The sequence below is a fragment of the Yoonia sp. MH D7 genome, assembly GCF_054439475.1.
Genome location: NZ_JBTJCF010000001.1, coordinates 2,534,927 through 2,560,494 on the forward strand (window position 1 = coordinate 2,534,927; position 25,568 = coordinate 2,560,494).

General features: G+C 53.5%; 36 protein-coding genes. 5 read left to right on the forward strand and 31 right to left on the reverse strand.

Going from position 1 to position 25,568, the window contains the following annotated elements; genetic code table 11:
• Positions 1–36: 36 nt before the first annotated feature.
• The 29 genes from ACXLHR_RS12540 to rpmC form a co-directional block, all read right to left on the reverse strand.
• Positions 37–828 carry an amino acid ABC transporter ATP-binding protein gene (locus ACXLHR_RS12540; RefSeq protein WP_458791764.1) on the reverse strand — a complete coding sequence of 264 codons (792 nt, stop codon included), beginning with the start codon at positions 826–828 and terminating at the stop codon, positions 37–39.
• Positions 829–842: 14 nt separating this feature from the next.
• On the reverse strand, positions 843–2,156 hold the full coding sequence (locus tag ACXLHR_RS12545; RefSeq protein WP_458791765.1) for an amino acid ABC transporter permease: 1,314 nt from the start codon (positions 2,154–2,156) through the stop codon (positions 843–845).
• Between the two features lie 3 nt (positions 2,157–2,159).
• On the reverse strand, positions 2,160–3,437 hold the full coding sequence (locus ACXLHR_RS12550) for an amino acid ABC transporter permease (RefSeq protein ID WP_458791766.1): 1,278 nt from the start codon (positions 3,435–3,437) through the stop codon (positions 2,160–2,162).
• 136 nt (positions 3,438–3,573) lie between these two features.
• Complete coding sequence (locus ACXLHR_RS12555; RefSeq protein ID WP_458791767.1) at positions 3,574–4,593, reverse strand: amino acid ABC transporter substrate-binding protein; 1,020 nt, start codon at positions 4,591–4,593, stop codon at positions 3,574–3,576.
• A 213-nt stretch (positions 4,594–4,806) separates the two neighbouring features.
• Complete coding sequence (locus ACXLHR_RS12560) at positions 4,807–5,517, reverse strand: ATP12 family chaperone protein (RefSeq protein ID WP_458791768.1); 711 nt, start codon at positions 5,515–5,517, stop codon at positions 4,807–4,809.
• Between the two features lie 4 nt (positions 5,518–5,521).
• Complete coding sequence (locus ACXLHR_RS12565; protein ID WP_458791769.1) at positions 5,522–6,190, reverse strand: HAD-IA family hydrolase; 669 nt, start codon at positions 6,188–6,190, stop codon at positions 5,522–5,524.
• Complete coding sequence (locus tag ACXLHR_RS12570) at positions 6,183–7,238, reverse strand: RluA family pseudouridine synthase (protein WP_458791770.1); 1,056 nt, start codon at positions 7,236–7,238, stop codon at positions 6,183–6,185. The genes ACXLHR_RS12565 and ACXLHR_RS12570 overlap by 8 nt, the downstream gene beginning before the upstream one ends.
• Complete coding sequence (crcB, locus tag ACXLHR_RS12575) at positions 7,235–7,594, reverse strand: fluoride efflux transporter CrcB (RefSeq protein WP_458792544.1); 360 nt, start codon at positions 7,592–7,594, stop codon at positions 7,235–7,237. Before crcB ends, ACXLHR_RS12570 begins: the two co-directional genes overlap by 4 nt.
• Before the next feature lie 31 nt (positions 7,595–7,625).
• Positions 7,626–8,936 (reverse strand): replication-associated recombination protein A, encoded by a 1,311-nt coding sequence (locus ACXLHR_RS12580; protein ID WP_458791771.1) that lies wholly within the window; start codon positions 8,934–8,936, stop codon positions 7,626–7,628.
• 38 nt (positions 8,937–8,974) lie between these two features.
• The gene (locus tag ACXLHR_RS12585; protein ID WP_458791772.1) at positions 8,975–9,565 is read right to left on the reverse strand and encodes an acyl-homoserine-lactone synthase; all 591 of its coding nucleotides are present in this window, start codon (positions 9,563–9,565) and stop codon (positions 8,975–8,977) included.
• 63 nt (positions 9,566–9,628) lie between these two features.
• Positions 9,629–10,240, reverse strand: a complete 612-nt coding sequence (locus ACXLHR_RS12590; RefSeq protein ID WP_458791773.1) for an autoinducer binding domain-containing protein — start codon at positions 10,238–10,240, stop codon at positions 9,629–9,631.
• Positions 10,241–10,457: 217 nt separating this feature from the next.
• On the reverse strand, positions 10,458–10,880 hold the full coding sequence (gene rplQ, locus ACXLHR_RS12595) for a 50S ribosomal protein L17 (protein ID WP_458791774.1): 423 nt from the start codon (positions 10,878–10,880) through the stop codon (positions 10,458–10,460).
• Between the two features lie 113 nt (positions 10,881–10,993).
• A complete protein-coding gene (locus tag ACXLHR_RS12600) occupies positions 10,994–12,010 on the reverse strand; it encodes a DNA-directed RNA polymerase subunit alpha (RefSeq protein WP_458791775.1) in 1,017 nt (338 codons plus the stop codon).
• A gap of 113 nt (positions 12,011–12,123) precedes the next feature.
• Complete coding sequence (gene rpsK / locus ACXLHR_RS12605) at positions 12,124–12,513, reverse strand: 30S ribosomal protein S11 (RefSeq protein ID WP_007206630.1); 390 nt, start codon at positions 12,511–12,513, stop codon at positions 12,124–12,126.
• Between the two features lie 15 nt (positions 12,514–12,528).
• Complete coding sequence (rpsM, locus tag ACXLHR_RS12610) at positions 12,529–12,897, reverse strand: 30S ribosomal protein S13 (protein WP_458792545.1); 369 nt, start codon at positions 12,895–12,897, stop codon at positions 12,529–12,531.
• A 248-nt stretch (positions 12,898–13,145) separates the two neighbouring features.
• A complete protein-coding gene (locus ACXLHR_RS12615) occupies positions 13,146–13,790 on the reverse strand; it encodes an adenylate kinase (RefSeq protein ID WP_458791776.1) in 645 nt (214 codons plus the stop codon).
• On the reverse strand, positions 13,787–15,148 hold the full coding sequence (secY, locus tag ACXLHR_RS12620; protein ID WP_458791777.1) for a preprotein translocase subunit SecY: 1,362 nt from the start codon (positions 15,146–15,148) through the stop codon (positions 13,787–13,789). Before secY ends, ACXLHR_RS12615 begins: the two co-directional genes overlap by 4 nt.
• A gap of 103 nt (positions 15,149–15,251) precedes the next feature.
• The gene (rplO, locus tag ACXLHR_RS12625) at positions 15,252–15,734 is read right to left on the reverse strand and encodes a 50S ribosomal protein L15 (protein WP_458791778.1); all 483 of its coding nucleotides are present in this window, start codon (positions 15,732–15,734) and stop codon (positions 15,252–15,254) included.
• A 560-nt stretch (positions 15,735–16,294) separates the two neighbouring features.
• A complete protein-coding gene (rpmD, locus tag ACXLHR_RS12630; protein ID WP_458791779.1) occupies positions 16,295–16,483 on the reverse strand; it encodes a 50S ribosomal protein L30 in 189 nt (62 codons plus the stop codon).
• Positions 16,484–16,495: 12 nt separating this feature from the next.
• On the reverse strand, positions 16,496–17,080 hold the full coding sequence (gene rpsE / locus ACXLHR_RS12635) for a 30S ribosomal protein S5 (protein WP_458791780.1): 585 nt from the start codon (positions 17,078–17,080) through the stop codon (positions 16,496–16,498).
• A 139-nt stretch (positions 17,081–17,219) separates the two neighbouring features.
• Positions 17,220–17,585 (reverse strand): 50S ribosomal protein L18, encoded by a 366-nt coding sequence (rplR, locus tag ACXLHR_RS12640; protein ID WP_458791781.1) that lies wholly within the window; start codon positions 17,583–17,585, stop codon positions 17,220–17,222.
• A gap of 11 nt (positions 17,586–17,596) precedes the next feature.
• A complete protein-coding gene (rplF, locus tag ACXLHR_RS12645) occupies positions 17,597–18,130 on the reverse strand; it encodes a 50S ribosomal protein L6 (RefSeq protein ID WP_458791782.1) in 534 nt (177 codons plus the stop codon).
• A 12-nt stretch (positions 18,131–18,142) separates the two neighbouring features.
• Complete coding sequence (rpsH, locus tag ACXLHR_RS12650) at positions 18,143–18,535, reverse strand: 30S ribosomal protein S8 (protein WP_458792546.1); 393 nt, start codon at positions 18,533–18,535, stop codon at positions 18,143–18,145.
• Positions 18,536–18,550: 15 nt separating this feature from the next.
• On the reverse strand, positions 18,551–18,856 hold the full coding sequence (gene rpsN / locus ACXLHR_RS12655) for a 30S ribosomal protein S14 (RefSeq protein WP_458791783.1): 306 nt from the start codon (positions 18,854–18,856) through the stop codon (positions 18,551–18,553).
• Between the two features lie 21 nt (positions 18,857–18,877).
• On the reverse strand, positions 18,878–19,441 hold the full coding sequence (rplE, locus tag ACXLHR_RS12660; protein WP_458791784.1) for a 50S ribosomal protein L5: 564 nt from the start codon (positions 19,439–19,441) through the stop codon (positions 18,878–18,880).
• Entirely contained in the window at positions 19,441–19,746 is a 306-nt protein-coding gene (gene rplX, locus ACXLHR_RS12665) for a 50S ribosomal protein L24 (protein ID WP_458791785.1), read from the reverse strand. The genes rplE and rplX overlap by 1 nt, the downstream gene beginning before the upstream one ends.
• A 2-nt stretch (positions 19,747–19,748) precedes the next feature.
• Entirely contained in the window at positions 19,749–20,117 is a 369-nt protein-coding gene (gene rplN, locus ACXLHR_RS12670; protein ID WP_458791786.1) for a 50S ribosomal protein L14, read from the reverse strand.
• A gap of 84 nt (positions 20,118–20,201) precedes the next feature.
• Entirely contained in the window at positions 20,202–20,432 is a 231-nt protein-coding gene (rpsQ, locus tag ACXLHR_RS12675) for a 30S ribosomal protein S17 (RefSeq protein ID WP_458791787.1), read from the reverse strand.
• 3 nt (positions 20,433–20,435) lie between these two features.
• Positions 20,436–20,642: a 50S ribosomal protein L29 gene (gene rpmC / locus ACXLHR_RS12680; RefSeq protein ID WP_458792547.1), complete on the reverse strand. Its 207-nt coding sequence runs from the start codon at positions 20,640–20,642 to the stop codon at positions 20,436–20,438.
• 212 nt (positions 20,643–20,854) lie between these two features.
• Between rpmC and ACXLHR_RS12685 the strand changes: the two genes are divergently transcribed.
• The 3 genes from ACXLHR_RS12685 (at position 20,855) to gdhA (ending at position 23,093) form a co-directional block, all read left to right on the forward strand.
• A complete protein-coding gene (locus ACXLHR_RS12685; RefSeq protein WP_458792548.1) occupies positions 20,855–21,007 on the forward strand; it encodes a DUF465 domain-containing protein in 153 nt (50 codons plus the stop codon).
• Between the two features lie 49 nt (positions 21,008–21,056).
• Positions 21,057–21,677 carry a 2OG-Fe(II) oxygenase family protein gene (locus ACXLHR_RS12690; RefSeq protein WP_458791788.1) on the forward strand — a complete coding sequence of 207 codons (621 nt, stop codon included), beginning with the start codon at positions 21,057–21,059 and terminating at the stop codon, positions 21,675–21,677.
• Between the two features lie 66 nt (positions 21,678–21,743).
• Positions 21,744–23,093 (forward strand): NADP-specific glutamate dehydrogenase, encoded by a 1,350-nt coding sequence (gene gdhA / locus ACXLHR_RS12695; protein WP_458791789.1) that lies wholly within the window; start codon positions 21,744–21,746, stop codon positions 23,091–23,093.
• Positions 23,094–23,142: 49 nt separating this feature from the next.
• Here the strand turns inward: gdhA and ACXLHR_RS12700 are convergent, their stop codons facing one another.
• Positions 23,143–23,637: a DUF2127 domain-containing protein gene (locus ACXLHR_RS12700; RefSeq protein ID WP_458791790.1), complete on the reverse strand. Its 495-nt coding sequence runs from the start codon at positions 23,635–23,637 to the stop codon at positions 23,143–23,145.
• Positions 23,638–23,828: 191 nt separating this feature from the next.
• Between ACXLHR_RS12700 and ACXLHR_RS12705 the strand changes: the two genes are divergently transcribed.
• Both ACXLHR_RS12705 and ACXLHR_RS12710 read left to right on the forward strand, forming a co-directional pair.
• Positions 23,829–24,278, forward strand: a complete 450-nt coding sequence (locus ACXLHR_RS12705; RefSeq protein ID WP_458791791.1) for a hypothetical protein — start codon at positions 23,829–23,831, stop codon at positions 24,276–24,278.
• Complete coding sequence (locus ACXLHR_RS12710; protein ID WP_458791792.1) at positions 24,275–25,084, forward strand: TerB family tellurite resistance protein; 810 nt, start codon at positions 24,275–24,277, stop codon at positions 25,082–25,084. Before ACXLHR_RS12705 ends, ACXLHR_RS12710 begins: the two co-directional genes overlap by 4 nt.
• A 69-nt stretch (positions 25,085–25,153) precedes the next feature.
• Here the strand turns inward: ACXLHR_RS12710 and rplP are convergent, their stop codons facing one another.
• On the reverse strand, positions 25,154–25,567 hold the full coding sequence (gene rplP / locus ACXLHR_RS12715; protein ID WP_458791793.1) for a 50S ribosomal protein L16: 414 nt from the start codon (positions 25,565–25,567) through the stop codon (positions 25,154–25,156).
• Between the last annotated feature and the right edge of the window lies 1 nt (position 25,568).

Consider the following 25,568-nt stretch of genomic DNA (forward strand, 5'->3'; position numbering starts at 1 on the left):
CGCCAATGACGCGGGATTTTCTGATTTTCAGACGATTTAGTGGCCGAGAATCTGGCTTAAAAACAACTGCGTGCGCTCGGACTGCGGGTTCAGGAAGAACTCTTCCGGCTCGTTTTGCTCGACAATCTGGCCTTGATCCATAAAGATCACGCGGTTCGCAACCTGACGGGCAAAGCCCATCTCATGCGTTACGCAGATCATCGTCATACCCTCTTGCGCAAGCTCGATCATGGTGTCCAGCACCTCTTTGATCATCTCTGGATCAAGCGCAGATGTCGGCTCGTCAAACAACATGATCCGTGGCTTCATGCACAATGATCGGGCAATCGCCACACGCTGTTGTTGACCACCGGACAATTGGCCCGGATATTTCATCGCCTGATCGGGAATTTTCACCTTTTCGAGAAAGTGCATTGCGATTTCTTCGGCTTCTTTCTTGGGCGTTTTACGCACCCAGATCGGAGCTAAAGTGCAGTTTTCAAGGATCGTCAAATGCGGGAACAGATTGAAATGCTGAAAGCACATGCCAACTTCTGAGCGGATCTTGTCGATGTTTTTCAGATCCGACGATAGCTCGGTGCCTTCAACGATAATCTGGCCCTTTTGGTGTTCTTCCAAACGGTTGATGCAGCGTATCAGCGTTGATTTGCCAGAGCCGGACGGGCCGCAAACAACTATTCGCTCGCCGCGTTGCACCGTCAGGTTGATGTCGCGCAGAACATGGAACGTGCCATACCATTTGTTCATGTTGCGGATTTCAATCGCTACCTCGTCAGAGACTTGCAGTTTGCTACGATCAATCGCGCGTTCGGTTGTTGTATTCGACATATCGCATGCCTCCTTTAACGGTTTTCACGCTGGAGTTTGTTCTCCAGGTAAAGTGAATAGCGGCCCATGCTGAAGCAAAAGATGAAGAACATGACGCCAATGAAGATGAACAATTCCCAGTAGATGCCGTTCCAATCGGTGCTGGCGCGGATCGTGGATGCAATCCCAAGCGGGTCATACAGGCCGATGAAAACCACCAATGTCGTGTCTTTGAACAGACCGATAAACGTGTTTACGATCCCGGGGATCGAAATTTTCAAGGCTTGCGGCAGCACGATCCGTTGCATCGACTGCCAGTAATTCAAGCCAAGGCTATTGGCCCCTTCATACTGACCCGATGGCAATGCGGCCAAGCCGCCGCGCACAACTTCTGCGATATAAGCAGAGGCAAAGAGCGTCACCATGATGATCACCCGCAGGGTCAGGTCAAAGTTGGTGCCGGGTGGCAAGAAGTAGTTCAGCAACAACTGCGCCGTGAACAGCCAAACGATCAACGGCACGCCGCGTATTACTTCGATGAAGAGCACTGCCGATGTTTTGATGATGAACAGGTCCGACTGCCGTGCGAGGGCAAGCAGAATGCCTAGAGGCAATGACAAGACGATTGCCGATAACCCGATCACAATCGATAACATGAAACCGCCAAACGCGCGGCTTTCCACAAACTCGATGCTGAACGGCAGGACGTTATTCATAAATCCTGCAAACGGTCCTGAGAGCAAAGCCCAGAATAGAACCGGTGCGACGAACGCTGCGATGATGCCTGCCAACTGGCCCACTTTGGCGAGAAGTCTAAACGCAAAATACGCAACGACGAACCCAAGTGCGATAGAAACTGGCAACCAGACCGAACCACCCCAGAGCAACCAAAAGCAGATAAACGGCGCGAGTGCTGTCAGTATCAACGATTTGCGTGGCATTTCCGGAAACAGGATCGGTGCGACACCAGCCAGAAACAATACCAGTGCCAGAATCGGGCGCCAGTAAAGGTGACTAGGGTAAAAGCCGAACAGCAACTGATGCCAGCGATCTGATAAAACAGCCCAGCAAGCGACAGATGTATCTGGCGGCATGGTCGTGTTGCGGATTTCGCGGCATTCCGTCAGGGAGCCCGAGTCCCAAATTCCGCCAAGCGCCCAAGGCGCGACGTGCGAGATTACATAGTAGATCGCGAAGATCGAAGCAATTGTCAGGATCGCGTTCAACCATGTGGGGAATAGATTTTCCCGCACCCATTTAACGGCCCCAACCTGTGTCACAGGCGGGGTTTGCTGATCCAGCATCGTATCGCGAACATAAGAAACAGTTTGTGCGTGTGTATCAGACATATTTCAACGCTCCTTCAGTTTCATCGAGCTATTGTAGAAATTCATGACCGCAGAGATGATCAGCGAAATTGTCAGATAGAACAGACCCAGCAAAAGCATGCCCTCAAGCTCGCGCCCTGTCTGGCTTAGCGTGATCCCCCCAAGCGTCGCGCGAATGTCCATGTAACCCACAGCGAGCGCCAGCGAAGAGTTTTTAGTCAGGTTCAAGAACTGCGAAATCAGCGGCGGAATGATGACGCGCATCGCTTGTGGTAAGATCACAAGGCTCATGGTGCGCCGTGGTGAAATGCCCAGTGCAGCAGCTGCTTCCGACTGCCCTTTGCTCACCGACAAAATGCCCGCGCGCACAGTTTCAGCAATAAACGCACCGGTATATAGCGATAACGCGAACCAAAGCGCGATCAGCGAATTGCGCAAGAATGTGCCTTCGGTAAAGTTAAACCCTTTCAAGAACGGCTGCACAACGGTCGCGCCAAGCAAAACAAATACAATCCCGACGGGGATGATTAACAAGCCCAGCTGCATATGCCATGTCGTCGGACGCACGCCAGACGATTGTTGAATACGGCTTGCGCGGGCGCGCAGATAGCGGATCCCGATCAGGCCAAGCGCGAGCGCGCCGAACACCAAAAGCCAGTCGATGCCGCCAGAAGCAACAGCCACATAGCCCTCGCGCGGAGCCACCGCTTCATTGCCGCTTAATGAGTTGGTGAAACCGATGCGCGGGATATAGATACCGCGCCCCGTAATCGCGACGCTATCGTTCGCGATCATGCTGGCAGTTGCGTTCTCGCCACGAAATGCGTTCGGTTGCGGCATGGCCTCGGTCATGATCGACCCGATCAGAATGATCCATAGCAGCAAAGGCACGTTCCGGAACCCTTCAACGTAAACCGACATCAGGCGGCTTACGATCCAGTTTTTCGACAGTCGTAAAACACCTACAATCACGCCGATGATGGTCGCAGCCACACAGCCAAGAAAGGCGACAAGCAGGGTGTTCAGTATCCCCACAAGCGCCGCGCGCCCGTGCGTCATCTGGTTATTGTATGGAATGAGTGTCTGGTTAATATCATAACCGGCTGCTGTGCCTAGAAAGCCAAAATCGAAATCTTTGCCCAAGGCATTCAGATTCGCGATTGTATTGGTTGCAAGCCACCAGATCCCAACGGCGATAAGAATGATCGCGACAATTTGAATCGTAATCGAACGATATCGCGTATCATACAGAAGCTGGCTCAGCCGAAACGGAGGTTTCGGCGGGTCGGTCAACGTCGACATATATAATCTCCCCGGCTCCCGCTTATTGATGGGTCTGCCTCCGGATTATACCGAAGCGCCCTATGGCGGGATGCTCATTGATCTATCTTAAGGACAAAAGGCCCAAGCAATGCTTGGGCCTTTTGCATCGTCATGCTTAACGGAATGGTGGGGAGTAAATCAGGCCACCATCAGTCCACTGTGCGTTCAATCCACGCGCAAGACCGATTGGTGTGCTTTCGCCGATGTTCTTTTCGAACAACTCGCCGTAGTTACCACCAGCCATAATCGCGTTCTTGGCCCAGTCAGCTTCAAGACCCATCATCGCGCCCAGTTCACCTTCGGTGCCCAAAAGACGGTTGATTTCCGGGTTGTCAGTTGGTGCGGCAGACAATTCAGCGATGTTCGCAGATGTAATGCCCAGTTCTTCCGCAGAAATCAGCGCGTTTAATGTCCAACGTGTGATGTCAGCCCATTCGCTGTCGCCGTGGCGCACAAGCGGACCAAGTGGCTCTTTGGAGATGATTTCTGGCAGCAATGTGTGATCGCCGGGCGATTCAAACGTCGCGCGTGTCGCCGCAAGACCGGATGCGTCGGTTGTGTAAACGTCACATGCACCTGCAAGATACTGCTGCTGGCCTTCTGCGTTTGTTTCGATAGGCACTGGCTCGTAGGAAATGCCGTTTGTCCGGAAGAAGTCTGCGAGGTTCAGCTCGGTTGTTGTGCCGGTCTGGATACAGACAGTCGCGCCATCAAGGTCTTTTGCAGATGTCACACCCAGCGCTTTTGGCGCAAGGAAGCCCTGACCATCGTAGTAGTTTACGCCGACGAAATCAAACTTGAGATCTGTGTCGCGCGACATGGTCCAAGTTGTGTTACGTGCCAGAAAGTCGATCTCGCCGGATGCCAGCGCAGTAAAGCGAGTCTGACCAGTTGTCGGAACGAAAACAACGGCATCACGATCACCAAAGATCGCAGCGGCGACTGCGCGGCACATATCAACGTCGAAACCTTCCCAGACGCCGTTCGCGTCAGGGGCAGCAAAGCCGACCAAGCCAGTTGTTACGCCGCAGTTAAGCGCGCCACGGGCTTTAACATCGTCAAGTGTTGCCGCGGATGCGACGCCAGCAACCAAAGTAGCTACGGTCAGCGCGCCAAAAAATACGGTTTTTTTCATTTTTACCTCTTCCTGAGTTTCCGCTCCTTTAATGGAGCAGTCGTTTTTTGCCCAAAGGGCTGATGAGTATCTTGAAGCATCAAACCAGCCCCAATCGAATAATACTGTGCGCAGACACCCCTCAACGTCAAGACCGCCAGTGGAATTCGAGGGCAACACGCCCGCCGAATCACCCTAAAACAGACAGAAAGACCTTAAATCGTCAATATGACGCTAGGTAAATGATAGGTTGAAAAAACGCGCTGCATTCAAAAACGCTGTTTTTTTGAGCAGTTCATGCGCGGATGCCTCTTCGTCAGCACCCCATTGTTCGGCTTGCCAGTGCTCGTCAACACGCGACAAAAGCCATGCATCGTCCGCAGAGATCGCCCCGCGCGTGACACCTAGCGATAGAATCAGCGAACCGGAAATGCCGACCAGATCATGCACACCTGCGAGGGCGAAATTGTCGAAGGCTGAGACTTCTGCGTGCAGCTTTGTCATAAGTGACGCATTTTGAGAAATATGCATCACACCTTCGCAGACATTCAGACGTGTACCAAATTCTGACGCCGCCCAGTCCAAAACAGGATCCCATTTTGCGGCTTGGATCGTGACCAATTCAATCGGGCCTACCGCACGGTAGCACAGCAAATCCGTGCCACCATATTGTGCCAACTCGGCGACAACCTCGGCGTGTTGCGGCGCCACCTTATCAATCGCCGAATTGGCAGCGCGGGTCACAGGCATCGTCAGCGGGTCGATTTTTTCAGGTTGGGCATCCCATTCGACAGCAATCGCCTCGGCCATTTTCAGCGTAGGTAATACCAACGGGGTTTTATTGGGGGTGTTCACAACCCGCGCATCCAGCATCACGCCAAATCCGCCATCACGCGGCACTGTTGTGGCCGTTTTCCAGAACCGTCTTTGCTTGAGGATGCTCATTCTTTTATTCCGTCAGTTGGTCAATCGCGTCAGGTAGCCCTGCAAACCGATCTATCAAAATATCTGCATTGAGTGTTACCGCATCATGGTAGCCCCAGCTCACACCAATCGTGCCTACGCCGCCTGCCCGCCCCATATCCATGTCGTATGTGGTATCACCCACCATCACGGCACGGTGCGCAGACACGCCAGTCTCGGCCAAGGCCGCTAAAACCATCGCGGGATGCGGCTTGCTGGGATGGAAATCCGCAACCTGCTGACTGATAAACAGCCCCTCAAGTCCGTGGCGCTCAATCATCTTGTCCAGGCCGCGCTTTGACTTGCCTGTCGCAACCGCCAGCAAAACCTCGTCTTGTGTGTGCAGGTCCTGTAACGCTTGTTTGGCGCCGGCAAACATCGGCGATAGCTCTGCCTCGCCAGCCGCCCCACGCAGATCATTAAACGCATCTTTATAGGCCTGCACCATGCGGGTCCGCTGCGCCTGTTCGGCCTCGGGGCATAAAATCACAAACGCCTCGGTCAGCGACAATCCGACAATCGATAACACCTCGGGGCGCGCCAACATTGGCATCCCCTCGGATGCAAACGCCTGCGTCATCGCGGCCATGATCTCTGCCTGACTATCAACAAGCGTGCCATCGACGTCAAAAATGACCAGCCGCAAATCACTCATCGGGCATGTTAAACGGATCAGCGGGCGCATGGCTGACAACCCAACCAACAAAGTCCCACGTCGCTTGCATATGCGGCGGCAGGTCCGCGATAAGGTTCAACATCTTGCCCGTTTCAGGGTGTTCGATCGTCATAGACCGCGCATGCAAATGCATCTTACGACCGATATCTTCGCCCATGCCAGAGCCCCACCCGTCACCGACATTTTCTTGCTCGGAACCGCCATATTTACCATCACCAATAATCGGATGCCCGATCTCGGCCATATGCGCACGCAGCTGGTGGGTGCGGCCGGTAATCGGCACCAAGGCGCACCACGATGCGCGTTTCGCCAAGGTATCCATTACCGCGTAATCAGTGGTTGCCCGCTTGGCGCCTTCGGTGCTCGCAACTTCACTTGGATGAATGCAGCGCATTTTCTCGTTTTCGCCGCCTTTGCCATGACCGCCAGCCTTCAGCAGGCCGTATTTTATCGTCGCAGCCCGCGGATGCGGCACGCCAGCAATCGCAGCCCAATAAATCTTGCGGGTATCGCGGTGTTTCATGTTCTCGGTCAGCAAACGGGCCATCGTGCGGGTCCGTGCCAGCAACAAAACGCCCGATGTATCCTTGTCCAAACGGTGCACCAAGCGGGGCTTTTCATCATACCCGAACATCAACGCCTCGGCCATGCCATCAACGTGACGGTGGGTTTTTGAGCCACCTTGTGTCGCCAGTCCCGCAGGTTTGTTGATCGCGATAATGTGGTCGTCTTTGTAAATCACACAAGACTGGATCAGCTTGGCGTCCGCTTTGGTCACGCCATGTTTTAGCAGCGACGCAGATACGGCCGCTTGTTCTTCGGTCGGCAGAGGCGGGATACGGATTGTCTGACCCACTTCTAAACGGGTGTTCGTTTTCACACGACCACCATCCACACGAATATCACCCTTGCGGCACATCTTTTCGACGCGCCCTTGGGTCACATGTGGGAACAGACGGCGAAAGTAGCGGTCAAGCCGCTGATCACCATCGTCGGGGCCGATTACACGGGTTTGTACACCGCTCATGTTGTCATTCCTTTTGCAAGCCAAAGGCCCAAAGCACAGGCCATCAGCGACAGCAACACCGACGCTACGACATAACTGCCCGCAGCACCGAATTTGCCGGTTTCCATCAGCCGCATGGTATCTAGGCTAAACGCGCTGAAAGTCGTAAAGCCGCCCAAAAATCCAGTTAACACCAACGGTAACCAGCCATGCAGGCCCCGCTCGGTGAACGCGGCCCAGACCACGCCTATCGCCAGTGATCCTACCACGTTCACGGTCAAGGTGCCCAACGGGAACGCCACGGCGAGCCCCACAAGATACCGTGCCACAGCGCCGAACGCGCCGCCTAACGCGACAGAGATCACAGGTGTTATCATCATCTTGCCTTGGCCCAAAGTGGGCCAGTTGTCAATTCTTGCTACGCTTTGCACGCAAACCCGCAAAGAATTCGACGCGCTTCTTCAAGTCACGTTCGAACCCGCGATCCACGGGGGCATAATAGATCGGACGCTTCATTGTTTCGGGGAAATAGTTCTGTCCCGAAAACCCGTCTTCGGCATCGTGATCATAGGCATAGCCCGCGCCAAAGCCCTGTTTTTTCATCAAGGTTGTAGGCGCATTCAGAATATGGGTCGGCGGCGGTTCTGATCCGAACTGCTTGGCTGCATTGCGCGCGGCTTTGTAGGCCACATAATTCGCGTTGGATTTAGGTGCTAACGCAAGATATATCACTGCCTGCGATAACGCCAACTCGCCCTCTGGGCTGCCCAGTCGCTCGTAGGTTTCCCACGACCGCAAACAAACCGCCTGTGCCTGTGGATCGGCAAGCCCGATATCTTCAACTGCCATACGCACCAGGCGTCGCGCCAGAAAACGCGGGTCTTCGCCGCCTTCCAACATGCGCGCAAACCAGTAAAGCGCCGCATCAGGATCAGAGCCTCGCACTGACTTATGCAGCGCCGAAATTAGGTTATAATGCTCTTCGCCGGATTTGTCGTATTTTGTGGCCCGCTTCATCAAGCGTTTCGACAGCGCGTCGCGGCCGATTTTACCGTCCATTTTCCACGCCGCGATCTGCTCGATCAGGTTCAACAATGCACGGCCATCGCCATCGGCCATATTCAACAACGCATCGCGGGCATCGCCGTCCAATGGTAACGCGCTGCCCAACTCCTGCTCGGCGCGTTGGGCCAATCGTTCCAGATCTTTCAAATCAAGGCGCGTCAGGATCAATACCTGCGAGCGCGACAAGACCGCCGCATTCAACTCAAAGCTCGGGTTCTCGGTCGTGGCCCCCACCAAAAGGATCGTGCCGTCCTCCATATAGGGCAGAAATCCGTCTTGCTGGGCTTTATTAAAACGGTGGATTTCGTCAACGAACAACAAGGTCCCTTTACCGTTCTGACGCCGTATCTTTGCGGCTTCAAACACCTTACGCAGATCGGGCACGCCGGTAAATATCGCAGAAATCTGGACAAAATGCAGGTCAGATTCATGAGCAAGCAAGCGGGCAATCGTTGTTTTACCAACGCCCGGAGGTCCCCAGAAAATCAGCGAACTTAACGACCCTGAGGCCAGCATAATACCAAGCGGCGCATCGGGGCCGAGCACTTGCTCTTGCCCGATCACGTCGCCCAATACCTGCGGCCGCAGGCGGTCGGCCAAAGGCCGCGGACCGCCTGCGGCGGGATTTGGGGTGCTGTCAAAAAGATCACTCATGAAAGCAATCTAAGCCCCCTTGTCCCCTTTGAAAAGGATCAGTGCAGCTGTGAGGAGAAGTCGATCCAGACCGCTTGGTAATCAATGCCACCCATATTCATGTTGCGACCTGCCGGCTGCATGTCCAACTTGCACCGCGCGGCCCAGCGTCCCCAGTTTGATGGCAAAAGCGCGACCATTTTGGTGATCCCCTCTTCGCGCGAGGTGGTCAGCATTTGCATCACCAATTTCAGTCGGACGCGCTGGCGCATACCTGCGGCAAGATCGTGCACCACAAAGCCGCGTGTTGCCTCCCAAGTTGTAGATAAAGCAGGCGCGGCGTCGTAGAGTAGATCTTCGGGGATGCTATCGAGTAAGCCGTTTTGCGCGTCGCGGATCATATAGCTATAAATTCCGCAGCGTGCAGTTGTCGGCGTCAAACGCACGCCGGCAAGAACGCGTCCCGTATCATCGTGCACGGCCAACCAACGCGACACAGGTGTGTCATATTGATCATACTCCATGCCCATGGTTTGAGGCAGATCCCAATTGTTTTTGACGATAAATGACTCGCGGCGTGCGCGAAGAATGTTTGCGAATAGTTCGCCATGGTTGTGCATATTGGCGAAAGAGAGAGTTGTACTAAGCATAGTTGGCCTCCTGGCAGGGGGGTTAGAGTCAAATGACCTGCCAGAGCATCAAAAATGCGGACTTCACAACAACCTGTAATCCCTCGCGCGTTGAATAGCCTCGGCGGTAGTCCGTGCCAGAAGACTTGCACGGGCTGCCGTTAAGCGCGCTTTAAACGCGCTTTCCGAAATATTTAAACGCGCAGCGGCGGCTGCATGACGATCCCCGTTTGCAATACACTGCAGGGCTTCGACTTGGGCGTTTGTTAAAGACTTCGGGGGTTCTGTAAGTGTGTGAAGTTGTTGAACATACCTGGAGAATTCCAAGATCTCGTCATCGGTAAATTCCCGATCCGCACGCGCCGCAGAGGCGATTGTACGAGACTGCATAGGTCCACAAGACACGGCAAAACCGTGGTTCATTTCGTAAAGACGTGCCTGGCCCAAGATATCAAATGGATCAGGTATTTTAATGTCGTTCCACCGCGATGTGCCGATCTGGCTAAACCCCCAGGCTATGATCGGATCGCGTAGCGCATATGCCTCCTCTGTATATAGATCGATCCATCCCTGCGGGTAGGTTTGATGATGCATCAACGGCATGGCAAAACGAATATGCAGCGCGTAAAAGAACCCCTTAGGAGCCAATTCGGAAAGCCGTGCAGTATGATAATCAACACTCGTACGTAGGGACATCATTTCTTATTTCGCCTTATCAGTGCGGTCGTCAACCTAAAATTGTAATCAAATTATATTACTTATTTCTGAAGGCTTAGTTCAATTCGGACAATCTTTATAATGCTTAATTGACCCAACGTAAGCCAGCTATGTAATAACCGATATCTGTCGATGTCACAAAAAAAATGGCCCCGCAAAATGCGAGGCCATTTTTAGAATTTGATAGTAAAAAGTTTTAGCTTTCGGCGGTGTCGTCGAATTCTGCGAGGCGCGCACGGTCTGCGGAGCCTTTTGCGTCAACATCACGGTCAACAAATTCGATGATCGCCATTGGCGCCATGTCGCCATAACGGAAGCCAGCCTTCAGAACGCGCACATAGCCGCCCTGACGCTCGGCGTAACGTGGCCCGAGAATTTCAAAAAGTTTTGCGCAGTGGATGTCCTGCTTCAACTGAGCGCGGGCTTGACGACGTGCGTGCAAATCGCCGCGCTTGCCAAGTGTAACCAGCTTTTCAATCACGCGCTTAAGTTCTTTTGCCTTAGGCAAAGTTGTCTTGATTTGCTCATGTTCAATAAGCGAGCCGGACATGTTTGCGAACATCGCTTTGCGGTGTTCGTGTGTCCGGTTTAGTTTGCGGTAACCATTTGAGTGACGCATTTGAGTGTCTCCTAATTATGCTTTGTGCGGTGGTCTGATGCGTGCCAGCCACGTTATTGGGGCAGAATGCCCGGGCCGTAATCGGGCGGAGGATACCCCCCGCCCAGATTTCTTTAGAACTGGTCTTCGAACTTTTTCGCCAGATCTTCGATATTGTCTGGTGGCCAGTCCTCGACGTCCATGCCAAGGTGCAGACCCATGCCCGACAACACTTCTTTGATTTCGTTCAAAGATTTGCGGCCAAAGTTTGGTGTACGCAGCATTTCTGCTTCGGTTTTCTGGATCAGATCGCCGATGTAGACAATGTTGTCGTTCTTCAGGCAGTTCGCAGAACGGACAGACAGTTCCAGCTCGTCCACTTTCTTCAACAGAAGCGGGTTGAACTCGAGGCCATCGTCGTCAGCACCCGCGCTTGCGGATTCTGGTTCGTCGAAGTTCACAAAGATCGACAGTTGGTCCTGCAAGATGCGGGCTGCATAAGCAACTGCGTCATCTGGCGTGATGGAGCCGTCTGTTTCGACTTTCATTGTCAGCTTATCGTAGTCGAGAACCTGACCTTCGCGGGTCGGCTGCACGTCGTAGGACACTTTCTTGACCGGCGAGTAAATCGCGTCGATCGAGATCATACCAATAGGTGCATCTTCCGGCTTGTTCTTTTCCGCCGCAACATAGCCCTTGCCCGTATTCACGGTCAGTTCCATGTAGAGGTCAGCACCTTCGTCGAGGTGGCAGATCACGTGGTCTTTGTTCAAGACCTCGATGCCAGCTGTCTCGGAGATGTCCGCAGCGGTCACAACGCCCGGGCCTTTGGCCTGAACGCTTAGGCGCTTAGGCCCTTCGACTTCCATGCGGATCGCGACGCCTTTGAGGTTCAACACGATGTCAGTGACGTCTTCACGCACACCTGACACGGATGAAAACTCGTGCAGAACATTGTCAATCTGAACGGCAGTGATGGCGGCACCTTGCAAGGAGCTCATCAAAATGCGGCGCAGGGCGTTGCCCAGCGTCAGGCCGAAGCCCCGTTCTAGCGGTTCTGCGATAACTGTTGCTTGACGTAGCGGGTCATTGCCCGGCTTGACGTCAAGCTGTGTTGGCTTGATTAATTCAGCCCAGTTCTTGTGGATCATGTGTCCCTCCATACTTGTCTGCCTTTCATGTCCAAAAGGCAAACGCCCGAGGTTTCAAAATGACGGATTGGGGCCGTGGAAAACATCCACGACCCCCAACCATCTCAATCGTTTTAGACGCGGCGGCGCTTTGGTGGGCGGCAGCCGTTGTGTGCCATTGGAGTCACGTCACGGATCGATGTGATGTTGAAACCAGCAGCGGCCAGAGCGCGCAATGCGGACTCACGACCAGAACCAGGGCCCTGCACTTCGACTTCAAGTGTCTTAACACCGTGGTCTTGTGCTTTTTTGCCTGCATCTTCCGCAGCCATCTGAGCCGCGTAAGGTGTCGATTTCCGTGAGCCTTTAAAGCCCATTGTACCAGCAGACGACCAAGCGATCGCGTTGCCCTGAACGTCGGAAATCAGAATTTTTGTGTTGTTGAAAGAAGAATTCACGTGAGCAACGCCTGCGGCGATGTTCTTGGAGACCTTCTTCTTGGTGCGTTTAGTATCGCGTGCCATATCTGATGCCCTCCCTTATTTCTTCTTACCAGCAATAGCCTTTGCAGGGCCCTTGCGTGTACGTGCGTTGGTTGAAGTCCGCTGACCACGAACCGGCAGATTACGACGGTGGCGCAAGCCACGGTAGCAACCAAGGTCCATCAGACGCTTGATGTTCATCTGCGTTTCACGGCGAAGGTCGCCTTCCACTTGCAGGTGCTCGTCGATGTATTCACGTACCTTCAGGACTTCGGCGTCCGACAGTTCGTTAACGCGACGTGCGCGATCAATACCGACAGCTTCGCAGATTTCTTCTGACTTAGCTGGACCGATACCAGTGATATATGTGAGGGCGATCAGAACACGTTTCCCAGTTGGGATGTTCACGCCAGCAATACGTGCCAAGGTGTTAATTCCTTTTCGTTGCGATTCCGTATTTCCGGAACCTTTTTTCACAACGGAGGCCCGAACGATGTCGGGCCGCGTCATATCGAGGTGTCTTATGTGTCAGGGGTGCGACCCCCGTAGCATAAATTGATTCCCCTAAGGGATGGGGCTGTTTAGGGGGGAAGCGCGTGGGGGTCAAGACCCTGATGTAAGCGCCCGAATTTTGTGTAAAATTCGGAAACTTACAATTCTGTGGAGAATCGTGATTAACCCAAAGCTGCCTTAATACTCTCGGCAACGTCGTCCATGCTAGCCAGTCCGTCGACAGGTTTCAGATCGCCTTTGGCGTAATAATAGCCAACCAATGGCGAGGTCTGTTTGTAGTAGGCCATCAGCCGTGTGCGCAGGCTTTCTTCGTTGTCGTCAGCGCGCCGTTGGAAGTCGGATGCGCCGCAGTTGGTGCATTTGTTATCCGCAGGGATTGGTTTGGTGTTGTCGTTATAGACCTCGCCGCAGGACCCACAGGTCGAACGTGCCGTGATCCGTGCCACCAGTGCCTCGTCGTCGACTTGCATCTCGATAACGCGGTCAAGTGCTTCGCCCATCTCGACCAGCAAATCCCCCAGCGCGTCAGCTTGCGCCAAAGTCCGTGGGAAGCCGTCAAAGATATATCCGCCGGGTGCATTATCGGAGGCAAGCTGTTCGCGGATCAGACCGATCACGATTTCGTCCGTCACCAAGTTGCCCGCATCCATGACGGCGGCAACTTTTTTGCCTATTTCTGTGCCACTTGTGCGCGCCGCCCGAAGCATGTCGCCGGTGCTCAATTGCACCATGCCACGTTCTTCAACAATTTTGCGCGCTTGCGTCCCTTTGCCCGCCCCTGGCGGTCCCAGCAGAATAATATTCATCGACGCGATGGCCCTTTCTTTTTCCCAGCGCGACTTTTCCCTCGCAGTTGGGATTTTTCAATAAGCCCTTCGTATTGATGGGCCAACAAATGGGACTGGATCTGTTGGATCGTATCCATACCTACGGACACAATAATCAAAACCGAGGTCCCGCCAAAGTAAAAAGGAATAGCGAATTGGCTGCGCAAGATTTCTGGTAGTAACGCCACAAGAGCCAGATAACCAGAGCCGAGGACCAGAATCCGTGTCACAACATAGTCGAGATAGTCAGCGGTTTTCTTGCCGGGGCGGATGCCGGGGATAAATCCGTTTTGGTTTTTCAGGTTGTCCGCAACTTCGTCCGTCTTGAACGCAACTTCACGCGTGTAGAAATAGGTGAAGAACACGATCATCGCGGCGAAGAACAACAGATACAGCGGTTGACCAGGGCCAAAGTAGGCGAGGATCGTCGACATCACCGGGCCAGTTGAGCCGCCTGAAAAGGTGCTGATGGTTGTAGGCAGCAATAGCAAAGCGGATGCAAAGATCGCAGGGATGACACCAGCAGGGTTCACTTTAATCGGCAAATGCGACGTGGAGCCGTCATAGACCTTCATTCCGCGTTGTTGACGCGGGTATTGGATGTGGATTTTGCGCAGCGACCTTTCCATGAAGACCACAAATGTCAGGATCGCTATAATCATCAAAATCACGCCGATGATGACGAATGGAGAGATTGTACCCGAGCGCCCTTGGGACAGGAATTGCGCAGCAGCAGCGGGCACTTCGGCGATGATGCCGACAAAGATAATCAGCGAGATGCCGTTACCGATACCGCGTGCAGTGATCTGCTCGCCCAGCCACATCAGGAACATGGTCCCGCCAACGATGGTAATTACGCAGGCAGCTTGGAAGTATAGGCCCGGATTTGAGGCTAGATCGCCTGCTTCGAGCGAACGTGCCAGACCGTAGGCTTGGAACGTTGCCAGAATCACGGTCAGATAACGTGTGTACTGGTTCAGTTTGCGGCGGCCCTGCTCGCCCTCTTTCTTGAGGTTCTTGAGCGGCTCCCACATGGATCCCATTAACTGAATAATAATCGACGCGGAGATATATGGCATGATACCCAGCGCAAAAATGCCCATCCGCGCCAGCGCGCCGCCGGTGAACATCGACAAGATGCCGCCGATTCCCTGAGCTGCGTCTTCCATGAAGGTGCGCAATGCGCCGCCATCGATCCCCGGAACCGGAATATAGGTACCAAGGCGGTAAACCACCAAGAGGCCGAGGGTGAAAAGGATACGTTGGCGCAGTTCGGTTGCTTTACCGAACGCGCTCCAGCTCATGTTGGAAGCCATTTGTTCTGCTGCGGATGCCATGCGTCTCTCTTCTTATGAAAAACGCCGCCAACGGTTTTCCCGTGTGGCGGCGCTTGGGAATGCTTTAAGATATGTAAGCGACCGATTGGTCGCTCACAAGGACTTACTCGGCTGCCGCTGCTTTTGGTGTGGCTGTAATGGTCACTTTACCACCAGCTTTTTCCACTGCTTCGACTGCACCAGCAGATGCGCCATGCACGATGATATTGGCTTTTGCAGTGAACTCGCCTTTGGCCAGAACGCGCACGCCGTCTCTCACGCGGCGCAGAGCGCCAGAAGCAACAAGTGCCTCTTGAGTGATGTCGGCTTTGACGTCGATTTTGCCGGCATCGATGAATTTCTGGATCAGACCAAGGTTGATCACAGCAAATGCCTTGCGGTTCGGCTTGTTAAAGCCACGCTTTGGCAGACGCTGGTAGATTGGCATTTGGCCGCCCTCGAAGCCTTTGATGGCTACACCGGAACGTGACTTCTGACCTTTGATACCACGGCCAGCGGTTTTACCCATGCCTGAACCCGGACCACGTGCAACGCGCTTGCGTGCTTTGGTGGCGCCTGGATTGTCGGAAAGTTGATTCAGTTTCATGTCGCTTCTCCTTTTGCCGGAACTGACCCCCAGCGACGGGAAGTGGTCAAACGCGGCGTTACATATGAGTCGGCGCAAATGCACGGACTAGCGGCGTATAGCGGGGGAATGGGGGGCGTGGCAAGGGGGGCATTGCCGCCAAGCGTCAAAGTTAGTTTTAGCGGTATCCGTGAAGGTGCAAATCTTGTGTCTCAAGGCCATGCTGGATCTGCGTGGGAAAACTTAAATTCGAAGTGACAATGATGTGAGTACGCGAGAACCTCGTCACGTTTTTGATAGCGATTCAGGTGCCTGTGGTTTAGCGGCGAGATTAGATTGGAGTAGGACAAAACCGTTGTAACGTTTGGGTTTATTTAGAAAATATTTCTGAAGGCGGCTTCCTATTTTTCATACAATAAAGGTCGAGGAAAGCAGATTTGGTAACGCAAAACGCCCCGCAGTTTCCCGCAGGGCGTTTGTAGGTAGTGGGTTTCGCGTAGGGTTACCCCCGCAGCTCCGCCCTTAAACACCACAAATGCGTCACTAGAGCATTTGCCGAGCCCGAAGGCCCGGACAGGTATTTATCCTTTTTCTTCGATGATCTCTACCATGTGCGAGATCTTGCGAACCATGCCGCGGACGGAAGGAGTATCTTCCAGTTCGCGAGTGCGGTTCATTTTGTTCAGGCCAAGACCGATCAGCGTCGCGCGCTGGTCGGCGGGGCGGCGGATTGGCGAGCCAACCTGCTTAACAACAATAGTTTTTGCCATTTTATTTCTTCCTTACGCTTCTGCGGCTTCTGGAGCGGCTTCTGCTACAGGGGCATCTTCCTTGCGGAGAATGTCTGCAACTTTCTTGCCACGACGCTGTGCGACATTGCGTGGGGACTGCATTTTGGTCAGGCCGTCCATTGTCGCGCGGATCATGTTGTACGGGTTTGATGTGCCGATGGACTTGGACACAACGTCCTGTACACCCAGCATTTCGAATACGGCACGCATTGGGCCACCGGCGATGATACCAGTACCGGCAACGGCTGTGCGCATCACAACGCGTCCGGCGCCGTGGCGACCTTCGACATCGTGGTGCAGCGTGCGACCGTCGCGCAGTGCAACGCGGATCATCTGACGCTTGGCTTGCTCGGTAGCTTTGCGGATGGCTTCAGGAACTTCTTTTGCTTTCCCTTTACCAAATCCGACGCGGCCTTTTTGGTCGCCAACAACGACGAGCGCTGCAAAACCAAAGCGCTTACCGCCTTTTACAGTTTTAGAAACACGGTTGATTGCGACCAGACGGTCAGCAAACTCTGGTGTTGCTTCTTCGCGTGGGCGACGATTGCCACCGCGGTTGTTATCACGTTCTGCCATTGTTGGCGTCCTTTAATTCTGTGGCTTTCGCCAAATTTCACGATCCTAGTGACGCATGCGTCCCGGATCATCGACGGTGCGCATAAACGCGCACCCTACAGGGGGGTCATAGGGTGCGCGCTATGCGCACCCTACTTTGTTATATTTTGAGACCTGCTTCACGTGCTGCGTCGGCGACTGCCTTCACTTTGCCGTGGAACAAGAAACCACCACGGTCGAAGAATGCTTGCTCGATGCCAGCGGCCTTGGCGCGCTCTGCAATTGCAGCACCCACTTTGGTCGCTGCTGCGATATTGCATTGTCCGACAACGCCCAGTGCTTTCTCTAATGTGGACGCGGACGCGATTGTCACGCCGTTCACATCGTCGATCAGCTGGACGCTGATGTTTTTGTTGGAACGGTGAACGGACAGGCGCGGACGCCCGATGTTCGCTGTTACCTTGCGAAGTTTGTTCCGGACGCGCATGCGGCGCTTCAGAAACAGGGTTCTTTTGCTGTTTGCCATTTTTTGCGTCCTTACTTCTTCTTGCCTTCTTTGCGGAAGATAAACTCGCCTTTATACTTGATACCCTTGCCTTTATATGGCTCGGGCTTACGCCATTCGCGGATGTTTGCCGCGACCTGACCTACAAGTTGCTGGTCGATACCTTCCACAGTGATTTCGGTTGGCTTTGCGGCTGTGACTGTCACACCCTCCGGCACTTCGAAATTCACATCGTGGCTATAACCAAGCGCCAGTTTCAGGTTGTTGCCCTGCATCTGTGCGCGATAACCCACACCGTTGATCTCAAGCTCTTTCTTGAAACCGACGGAGACACCTGTTGCCAAGTTTGCGACCATAGAGCGGCTCATGCCCCACTGCTGGCGCGCGCGCTTGGAGGTGCCACGTGGCGTGACGGAAACCGACTGACCATCAACTGTGATGGTCACGTCGTCTGTTGCTTTGAAAGTGCGCGTGCCTTTTGGGCCCGTCACTTCGATGGTCTGGCCAGACACAGATGCCGAAACACCTGCTGGAAGCTCAACCGCTTTTTTACCAATACGAGACATGTCTATGGCTCCTTAGAATACAGTGCAGAGCACTTCGCCGCCAATATTGGCCGCCCGTGCGTTTGCATCCGACATCACACCTTTGGAGGTGGAGACAATCGACACACCGAGGCCCTGACGGACAACGGGAATGTCATTTGGACCCATGTAAACGCGACGACCGGGCTTGGAGACCCGTTTCACTTCGCGAATGACAGGAGTGCCTTCATAATACTTCAGGCTGATTTCGAGAGCCGGATGGCCATCTGCACCAGTCGTTGCTTCATAGCCACGAATGTAACCTTCGTCAGCCAGCACATCCAGAACACGTGCACGCAGCTTGGAAGCTGGTGTCATGACCGTGGATTTGCCGCGCATCTGGTTGTTACGAATGCGTGTCAGCATGTCGCCGATAGGATCGTTCATCATAATATGTGCTCCTTACCAGCTTGACTTGACCATGCCGGGAATTTCGCCATTGGAACCAAGGTTCCGCAGCGCGATCCGGCTGATCTTGAGTTTACGGTAGTAAGCGTGTGGACGCCCGGTGAGTTGGCAACGGTTGTGCAGACGCACAGCAGAAGAGTTCCGTGGCAATTTTGCGAGTTGCAAAGTTGCTTTGAAGCGCTCTTCTACAGGCTTCTCTTTGTCGTTGATGATTGCTTTCAAGGCTGCACGCTGTGACGCATACTGCTTGACCAGCTTCTCACGCTTAACTTCGCGTGCGATCATGGATTTCTTAGCCATATCTAGTTTTCTCCCTACCGCTTAGCTGTTGAAAGGCATGTTGAAGTTCTTCAACAGCGCTTTTGCTTCGGCGTCGGTTGCTGCGGTCGTGCAGATGACGATGTCCATGCCCCAGTTCTCATCGATTTTATCGAAGTTGATCTCGGGGAACACCAGATGCTCTTTGAGGCCCGTGGCGTAGTTGCCACGACCATCGAAGGATTTACCAGATACGCCGCGGAAATCGCGGATACGAGGCATTGCAACGGTGATCAGACGGTCGAGGAATTCATACATCTTGTCGCCACGAAGTGTAACCTTCGCGCCCAAGGGCATGTCTTCACGAACGCGGAAACCAGCGATGGATTTCTTTGCAATAGTCGTCATGGCCTTTTGACCAGCGATTGTTGAAAGATCTTCCTGAGCGGATTTCGCTTTCTTGCTGTCACGGACAGCTTCTGCGCCACAGCCGATGTTCAGAACAATTTTGTCCAAACGTGGGATCTGCATGTCGTTCTTGTAGGAGAATTCTTCCTTCATCGCAGCGCGAATTGTGGAAGCGTACTCTGCCTTCAAACGGGGTGTATATTTTGCGGTATCAAGCATTAGATCGCATCCCCTGTTGTCTTGGCAAAACGAACCTTGTTGTCGCCGTCCATACGGAAGCCGACGCGGGTTGCTTTGCCGTTTGCATCAGTAACAGCCAAGTTTGACAGTTGGATTGGCATCGCTTTTGGCGTGCGGCCACCCTGTGTTGCTTGGGATTGTTTAACGTGACGCACAGCCATGTTGACACCGTCAACAATTGCTTTGCCAGATTTCGGGTCAATCGATTTGATCTCGCCAGTGGTGCCCTTGTCCTTGCCAGCAAGAACGACGACTTTGTCACCTTTACGGAGTTTAGCAGCCATGGTTACAGCACCTCCGGAGCAAGCGAGATAATTTTCATGAAGTTTTTCGCACGCAATTCGCGAACAACTGGTCCAAAGATACGTGTACCTACTGGCTCGTTGTTGTTGTTGAGGATAACGGCAGCATTGCTATCAAAACGAATAGCTGTGCCGTCTGCGCGACGTACTTCTTTGGCAGTGCGAACGACAACAGCTTTACGCACGTCACCTTTTTTCACACGACCGCGAGGAATGGCTTCCTTCACCGAAACAACAATGATGTCTCCAACACTGGCGTAACGACGATGTGAACCACCCAGAACCTTGATGCACTGAACACGGCGAGCGCCGCTGTTGTCAGCTACATCCAGATTTGTCTGCATCTGGATCATTTGGTTTCCTTTTTCGACCTACAGGGCTACTCCCGATTTCCGACCGGGCCCCTAGGGTTTCGATTTATGTTAAAAGTTGCGACCTTAAGCGGCCACAAGCTCCCAACGTTTCGTTTTTGAACGTGGCGCACATTCGATGATGCGAACCTGATCGCCCACTTTACATGCGTTTAGCTCGTCGTGCGCCCGGTATTTCTTGGACTTACGAATTGTTTTCTGAAGCAACGGGTGCTTGTAACGACGCTCAACCGATACTGTGATCGTCTGTTCGTTCTGGTTGCTTGTGACAACCCCGGTCAGGATACGCTTAGGCATTGATTAAGCCTCCTTGGCAGCAGCAGCCGCTTTTTCGTTCAGAATTGTTTTCACTTGCGCCGCAGCGCGACGTGCTTTGCGAATACCGGATGTGTTTTCCATCTGGCCGGTCGCTTGCTGAAAACGAAGGTTAAAACCTTCTTTTTTCAGGTTCACAAGTTCGCCACGAAGCTCGTCGGGCGTCTTGTTACGCAGTTCATTGGCATTCATAGCCATATTCCTTTTTTCATACATTGGCGGGCCCATGACAGGTCACCCCGAATCCAATGGAGTGGGTAGAAGTTGGCCGTATAGGACGTGCGGCCTGTGCTGGCAACCCCTTGCAGCACAGGGTTAGCAGGTTGGTGTATGGACATGTTTTATGACTACTCGCTTGCGCCACATCAAGGCCCCTGCCCGCTTTTGATCTGCATTTCGTAAAACTGGCAGACGGCTATCATGTGGTGAACTGCACTGTTCATCGTGCCGAAACCGATGTCGCGCCAACATCGGACGTTCATCTGGTTGACATGCGCAGGCTGCGCATAGCGCTGAAAGAGCAGATCAACACCTATTTAAACCAGCACACGGAGTAAGTTACGGGGCCCTCTCGCCATGACCGCCAAGCTGCGGTAAAGAGCGGTCATGTCACATATTGAATCACTTTTTGTCACCCGCCTGTATCGCGCCACCTTGGGCGAATTAGGTAAATCTGTAGATCCTGCCGAGCTGGAAGCGTCATGTCTGTCGATAGCCGACGATGACGAGGCGGGCCAGCAATGGTGCGAGGATAACGGTTATCCCGGATATACCTCCTACGCGTCGCTTGCCGATCTTGCATGGCGGTTTCCGATTTTCAAAGATCTGGTCAAGGTGCTGGACAAGCATGTGGCCGAGTTTGCCAAGGACCTGCAATTTGATCTGGGCGATAAGGCGTTAAAGCTGGACAGCTTGTGGATCAATATCCTGCCAGAAGGCGGCATTCATACCAGCCACATTCACCCTCATTCAGTAATTTCCGGCACGACCTATGTGGCGATGCCTGAGGGGGCAAGTGCGATCAAATTCGAGGACCCGCGTTCCGCGATGATGATGGCCGCGCCGATGCGGATCAAGGATGCCCGCCCCGAGATGCGCCAGTTTATATATGCAGCCCCTGACGTTGGTGATGTGCTGCTTTGGGAAAGCTGGCTGCGCCATGAGGTGCCGATGAACATGTCCGAGGAAGAGAGAATTTCAGTGAGTTTCAATTACGGCTGGGAGTAGTCCCCTATCGCGATTTTAGGGCGGACTTTCCCAACCTGTTAGCTATCAAAACAAAAGGATCACCTTGTGAACACTATCGACGAAAAACTACAACCTATTCTCAAGACAGTACTACACCGGAACGCGGGCGAACCTGAATTCCACCAAGCCGCGCGTGAAGTGCTGGAAAGCCTGGGCCGCGTGATTGAACGCCATCCTGAATACTCCGAAGAAGCGCTGATCGAGCGCATTTGCGAACCAGAGCGCCAGATCATTTTCCGTATCCCATGGATCGACGACAATAATCAGGTGCAAATCAACCGTGGTTTTCGGGTGCAGTTCAACTCTGCGCTAGGTCCCTACAAAGGTGGCATCCGGTTTCACCCATCGGTCAACGTAGGCATCATCAAGTTTCTGGGTTTTGAGCAGACGTTCAAAAACGCCCTGACAGGTATGCCGATTGGCGGCGGCAAGGGTGGGTCCGACTTTGATCCCAAAGGTAAATCGGACCGCGAAATCATGCGGTTCTGCCAGTCGTTTATGATCGAGTTACACCGCCATATCGGCGAATATGTTGATGTGCCTGCGGGTGATATCGGCGTTGGCGCGCGCGAAATCGGCTATATGTTTGGCATGTTCAAGCGCCTGAATAACCGCTTTGAAGCGGGCGTTTTGACCGGCAAAGGTTTGGCTTACGGCGGATCACGTGCCCGCAAGGAAGCCACCGGATTTGGCACCGCGTTCTTTGTCCGCTCGATGCTGGCGCAAAAAGGCACAGATTTTGACGGCAAGCGTTGCGTCGTGTCAGGGTCCGGCAACGTCGCGATTTATGCGATGGAAAAAATACTATCGTTTGGTGGGAAAATCGTCGCCTGCTCTGATTCCGGCGGTTATATTTTCGATGAAAACGGCATTGATCTGGATTTGGTCAAGCAAATTAAAGAAGGCGGCCGTGGTCGCATTTCAGAGTATGTCGCACTGCGCGGTGATGGCGCGCATTATGTAAGCGACGGGTCGATCTGGGATGTGTCTTGCGACATCGCACTGCCCTGCGCCACGCAGAACGAGCTGCACGGCAAGCACGCCAAGACTTTGATCGAGAATGGCGTGATCGCGGTGGCAGAAGGCGCGAATATGCCCTGCACCCCCGAGGCCGTGCAGATGTTCCGCGAGGCCGGTGTTCTGTTTGCACCGGGCAAAGCGGCCAACGCGGGCGGTGTTGCAACCTCTGCGCTGGAAATGCAGCAAAACGCCAGCCGTGATAGCTGGAGTTTTGCAAAAACCGAAAGCCGGCTGGAAGAAATCATGACGAATATCCATTCCGCCTGCTACGAGACCGCCGACGAATATGGCGCGCCGGGCGATTATGTTCTGGGTGCCAATATCGCCGGATTTGTGCGCGTGGCCGAAGCGATGCGCGCAATGGGTGTGATCTAAGATATCGACTGCCCCCCCCCCCCGCCGTTAACTGGCGGGGGCTTTCACGTCACCCACGTTGTTTGGGTCCGCGACTGCGCCATTCAATCCACGTCAGCCCGATCACGATCAGATCAATGGCCGTCAGCACCAACAGCACCACACCACCCACCTGCGCCCACTCTACCATCTGGATCACGACAAAAACCGCAAGCGTCGCGATCGATGCAGGATAGGCCCAGCCAACCCCGTAAAGCAGCGCACCAGCCACCACCACATGCAGCATCCCGTGCGCCGCAAAGTAGGTTTGGTAGAACGTCAGATCCATCGAGGGCAACGTGCCAACCTGCGTGAGTATCCAATTCGCCAGAAAGTCGGTCGGGTTTTCAGCCAACTCATCCTGAAAAAACCACCGCGCCAAAGCAGGCAGTTTTGTGATCAGCCCCCAAAAAATCGTTAGAGCAATCAACAACTGAGACACGCCCAACACCAGCTTGCCGATGATCGTCACCAAAAACAGGATATGCGCGAAGCGACTGATTTCTGCGGGGGTAGGTTCGTGCATATTAGGCTCTCGTGTTCGTGTCGCTCGCATATAGGGCTTCTGTAGGGTGATTCACAGGGGTGAAATAATACGCAACTGACGTGCAGCCCGTTTGCCATCTATCCGAAATATCATGCAGTGTTTCACATTTTAAGTTTATCTTGAGCAAACGCACCTATTCATTCGTGTGAACATAATGGAGCGCGTCACGAATGACAGAACATCAACTAAACGAATATACGACGCCGCTTGCGGGCCACGACTTTTCAACGTTCCATCAGGACCTATTAGAAAAAAGTGCTCTGAAGCGCTGGCTTGATCGGCAGGATATTTCCGCCGATGCAAAAATGTGGATTGTGAAAGTGTCTGAAATGACAGTCACCGTTGGCAAGGCGGTGATCTCGATTGGGCTCAAGATTGTGACAACCATCTTCAACGTTCTGAAGGCTTTTCCGCAGACAACTTTTGGCGTCATCGTCGGGGCTGTTTTAACCCTACTCATCAGCAGTATCCCTTTGATAGGCGTGTTGGTTGGTCCGATTTTGATGCCAATATTTTTGGCGTTTGGCGTGGGAATGGGCGCAATTGCGGATTTTCAAGCCAGTAGCTTTCGGGCGCGCATGGATGCTGTAGAGGCCGAGTATGCGGTGCTACGCCCATGAGCACACATGAAGAGCAAGTCCACTACTTTGACGACGTGGTTGAAGTCGTCTCGGACGAATTACGCTTCAAGTTAAAACTTGGCATTGGAGCGGATGCATTTACCTCGCTGAAATATGGCAAAAAAGTCCAAGAGCTATGGGACGTCAGCGGCTTTGTTGCGACAGGCGCAGGCCTGGCATCATCAGCGACCGTCGCGAGCACATTCTTTGCAAAGACTGGTGTGCTTGCGGCAGTGGGTCTTGGCGGTGCCGCCGCAACGCCCGTTGGATGGATCGTTGCCGCAGGTGCAGTTTCCGGCGCAGCCTACTACGGTGTTACACGCATTTTGCGCGGCTATTCTTCAAACCGCGTCGCCGAAGTCCCACAGTTCATCAACACACCCATCGATATTCTGGGCGCAAATCTCGTGGATCTTATTGCGCCGCTGGCGGTACGGATTGCAAAAATCGATGGTGACTTTGACAGCCGTGAAGCCACAGTCATTCAGCAGTATTTTGTGCGCGAATGGGGGATCAACGCTGACTATGTCGACGCAGCGCTGAAAGTCATCGACGAAAACACCGACGATGGCACGGTTAAAGCAATCGCCAAACAGGTGTCTGCATTTGTAAAAGCCAATCCCGACTGTAACTACAGCCACATGACCACCGACCTTCTAAACTTCCTCAATGAGATCGCGCAGGCCGACCATGTTCTGGACGAACGCGAAGAACTAGCGATCGAACGGGTCGCCGCGATCTTTAGTAAAGAAGGGGCATTCTCGTTCTCGGCTTGGCTGCCCAAATTCAAGCGAAGTCAACAATAGCAAAAGCCCCCGCCGATCTCTCGGCGGGGGCTCTTTCATGAATGCCTAGCGAGTTTGCCTAAGGCAATATCACCAGTCTTCGCGCACGACTGTGCGTGTTTTGATTGGCAGCTTCATCGCAGCAAGGCGCAGGGCCTCGCGTGCAGTTGCCTCGCTGACGCCGTCAATTTCGAACATCACGCGACCTGGTTTCACTTTACATGCCCAGAAATCGATGGAGCCTTTACCTTTACCCATACGCACTTCGACGGGCTTGGAGGTGACAGGTGTGTCTGGGAAAATACGGATCCAGACGCGGCCCTGACGCTTCATGTGACGTGTCATTGCACGACGTGCAGCTTCGATCTGGCGCGCAGTGATACGCTCAGGCTCGATTGCTTTCAGGCCATATGTGCCAAAGTTCAGGTCAGACCCGCCCTTTGCTTCACCACGAATACGACCTTTGTGCAGCTTGCGGTGTTTTGTACGCTTTGGTTGTAGCATC

Excerpts from the sequence above, each read along its gene's own strand:
- rpmD (WP_458791779.1), bottom strand. The coding sequence starts at position 16,483 with ATGGCAAAAACTATTGTTGTTAAGCAGGTTGGCTCGCCAATCCGCCGC.
- rpsH (WP_458792546.1), bottom strand. The coding sequence starts at position 18,535 with ATGAACGATCCTATCGGCGACATGCTGACACGCATTCGTAACAACCAG.
- ACXLHR_RS12570 (WP_458791770.1), bottom strand. The coding sequence starts at position 7,238 with ATGAGCGGTGTACAAACCCGTGTAATCGGCCCCGACGATGGTGATCAG.
- ACXLHR_RS12545 (WP_458791765.1), bottom strand. The coding sequence starts at position 2,156 with ATGTCTGATACACACGCACAAACTGTTTCTTATGTTCGCGATACGATG.
- rplR (WP_458791781.1), bottom strand. The coding sequence starts at position 17,585 with ATGGCAAACAGCAAAAGAACCCTGTTTCTGAAGCGCCGCATGCGCGTC.
- ACXLHR_RS12580 (WP_458791771.1), bottom strand. The coding sequence starts at position 8,936 with ATGAGTGATCTTTTTGACAGCACCCCAAATCCCGCCGCAGGCGGTCCG.
- ACXLHR_RS12550 (WP_458791766.1), bottom strand. The coding sequence starts at position 3,437 with ATGTCGACGTTGACCGACCCGCCGAAACCTCCGTTTCGGCTGAGCCAG.
- ACXLHR_RS12590 (WP_458791773.1), bottom strand. The coding sequence starts at position 10,240 with ATGTCCCTACGTACGAGTGTTGATTATCATACTGCACGGCTTTCCGAA.
- rplX (WP_458791785.1), bottom strand. The coding sequence starts at position 19,746 with ATGGCTGCTAAACTCCGTAAAGGTGACAAAGTCGTCGTTCTTGCTGGC.
- rplN (WP_458791786.1), bottom strand. The coding sequence starts at position 20,117 with ATGATCCAGATGCAGACAAATCTGGATGTAGCTGACAACAGCGGCGCT.
- ACXLHR_RS12705 (WP_458791791.1), top strand. The coding sequence starts at position 23,829 with ATGACAGAACATCAACTAAACGAATATACGACGCCGCTTGCGGGCCAC.
- rplF (WP_458791782.1), bottom strand. The coding sequence starts at position 18,130 with ATGTCTCGTATTGGTAAAAAAGCGGTTGAGCTTCCAGCAGGTGTTTCG.
- ACXLHR_RS12585 (WP_458791772.1), bottom strand. The coding sequence starts at position 9,565 with ATGCTTAGTACAACTCTCTCTTTCGCCAATATGCACAACCATGGCGAA.
- rplP (WP_458791793.1), bottom strand. The coding sequence starts at position 25,567 with ATGCTACAACCAAAGCGTACAAAACACCGCAAGCTGCACAAAGGTCGT.
- rplQ (WP_458791774.1), bottom strand. The coding sequence starts at position 10,880 with ATGCGTCACTCAAATGGTTACCGCAAACTAAACCGGACACACGAACAC.
- ACXLHR_RS12565 (WP_458791769.1), bottom strand. The coding sequence starts at position 6,190 with ATGAGTGATTTGCGGCTGGTCATTTTTGACGTCGATGGCACGCTTGTT.
- ACXLHR_RS12540 (WP_458791764.1), bottom strand. The coding sequence starts at position 828 with ATGTCGAATACAACAACCGAACGCGCGATTGATCGTAGCAAACTGCAA.
- ACXLHR_RS12600 (WP_458791775.1), bottom strand. The coding sequence starts at position 12,010 with ATGATCCACAAGAACTGGGCTGAATTAATCAAGCCAACACAGCTTGAC.
- rpmC (WP_458792547.1), bottom strand. The coding sequence starts at position 20,642 with ATGAATGCCAATGAACTGCGTAACAAGACGCCCGACGAGCTTCGTGGC.
- rplO (WP_458791778.1), bottom strand. The coding sequence starts at position 15,734 with ATGAAACTGAATCAACTTTCCGACAATCCAGGCGCCACCAAAGCACGC.
- rpsE (WP_458791780.1), bottom strand. The coding sequence starts at position 17,080 with ATGGCAGAACGTGATAACAACCGCGGTGGCAATCGTCGCCCACGCGAA.
- ACXLHR_RS12560 (WP_458791768.1), bottom strand. The coding sequence starts at position 5,517 with ATGAGCATCCTCAAGCAAAGACGGTTCTGGAAAACGGCCACAACAGTG.
- ACXLHR_RS12615 (WP_458791776.1), bottom strand. The coding sequence starts at position 13,790 with ATGAATATTATTCTGCTGGGACCGCCAGGGGCGGGCAAAGGGACGCAA.
- rpsN (WP_458791783.1), bottom strand. The coding sequence starts at position 18,856 with ATGGCTAAGAAATCCATGATCGCACGCGAAGTTAAGCGTGAGAAGCTG.
- rpsK (WP_007206630.1), bottom strand. The coding sequence starts at position 12,513 with ATGGCACGCGATACTAAACGCACCAAGAAGAAGGTCTCCAAGAACATC.
- ACXLHR_RS12700 (WP_458791790.1), bottom strand. The coding sequence starts at position 23,637 with ATGCACGAACCTACCCCCGCAGAAATCAGTCGCTTCGCGCATATCCTG.
- rplE (WP_458791784.1), bottom strand. The coding sequence starts at position 19,441 with ATGCTTGATACCGCAAAATATACACCCCGTTTGAAGGCAGAGTACGCT.
- crcB (WP_458792544.1), bottom strand. The coding sequence starts at position 7,594 with ATGATAACACCTGTGATCTCTGTCGCGTTAGGCGGCGCGTTCGGCGCT.
- ACXLHR_RS12690 (WP_458791788.1), top strand. The coding sequence starts at position 21,057 with ATGTCACATATTGAATCACTTTTTGTCACCCGCCTGTATCGCGCCACC.
- ACXLHR_RS12555 (WP_458791767.1), bottom strand. The coding sequence starts at position 4,593 with ATGAAAAAAACCGTATTTTTTGGCGCGCTGACCGTAGCTACTTTGGTT.
- ACXLHR_RS12710 (WP_458791792.1), top strand. The coding sequence starts at position 24,275 with ATGAGCACACATGAAGAGCAAGTCCACTACTTTGACGACGTGGTTGAA.
- secY (WP_458791777.1), bottom strand. The coding sequence starts at position 15,148 with ATGGCATCCGCAGCAGAACAAATGGCTTCCAACATGAGCTGGAGCGCG.
- rpsQ (WP_458791787.1), bottom strand. The coding sequence starts at position 20,432 with ATGCCTAAGCGTATCCTGACCGGGGTTGTCACAAGCAACCAGAACGAA.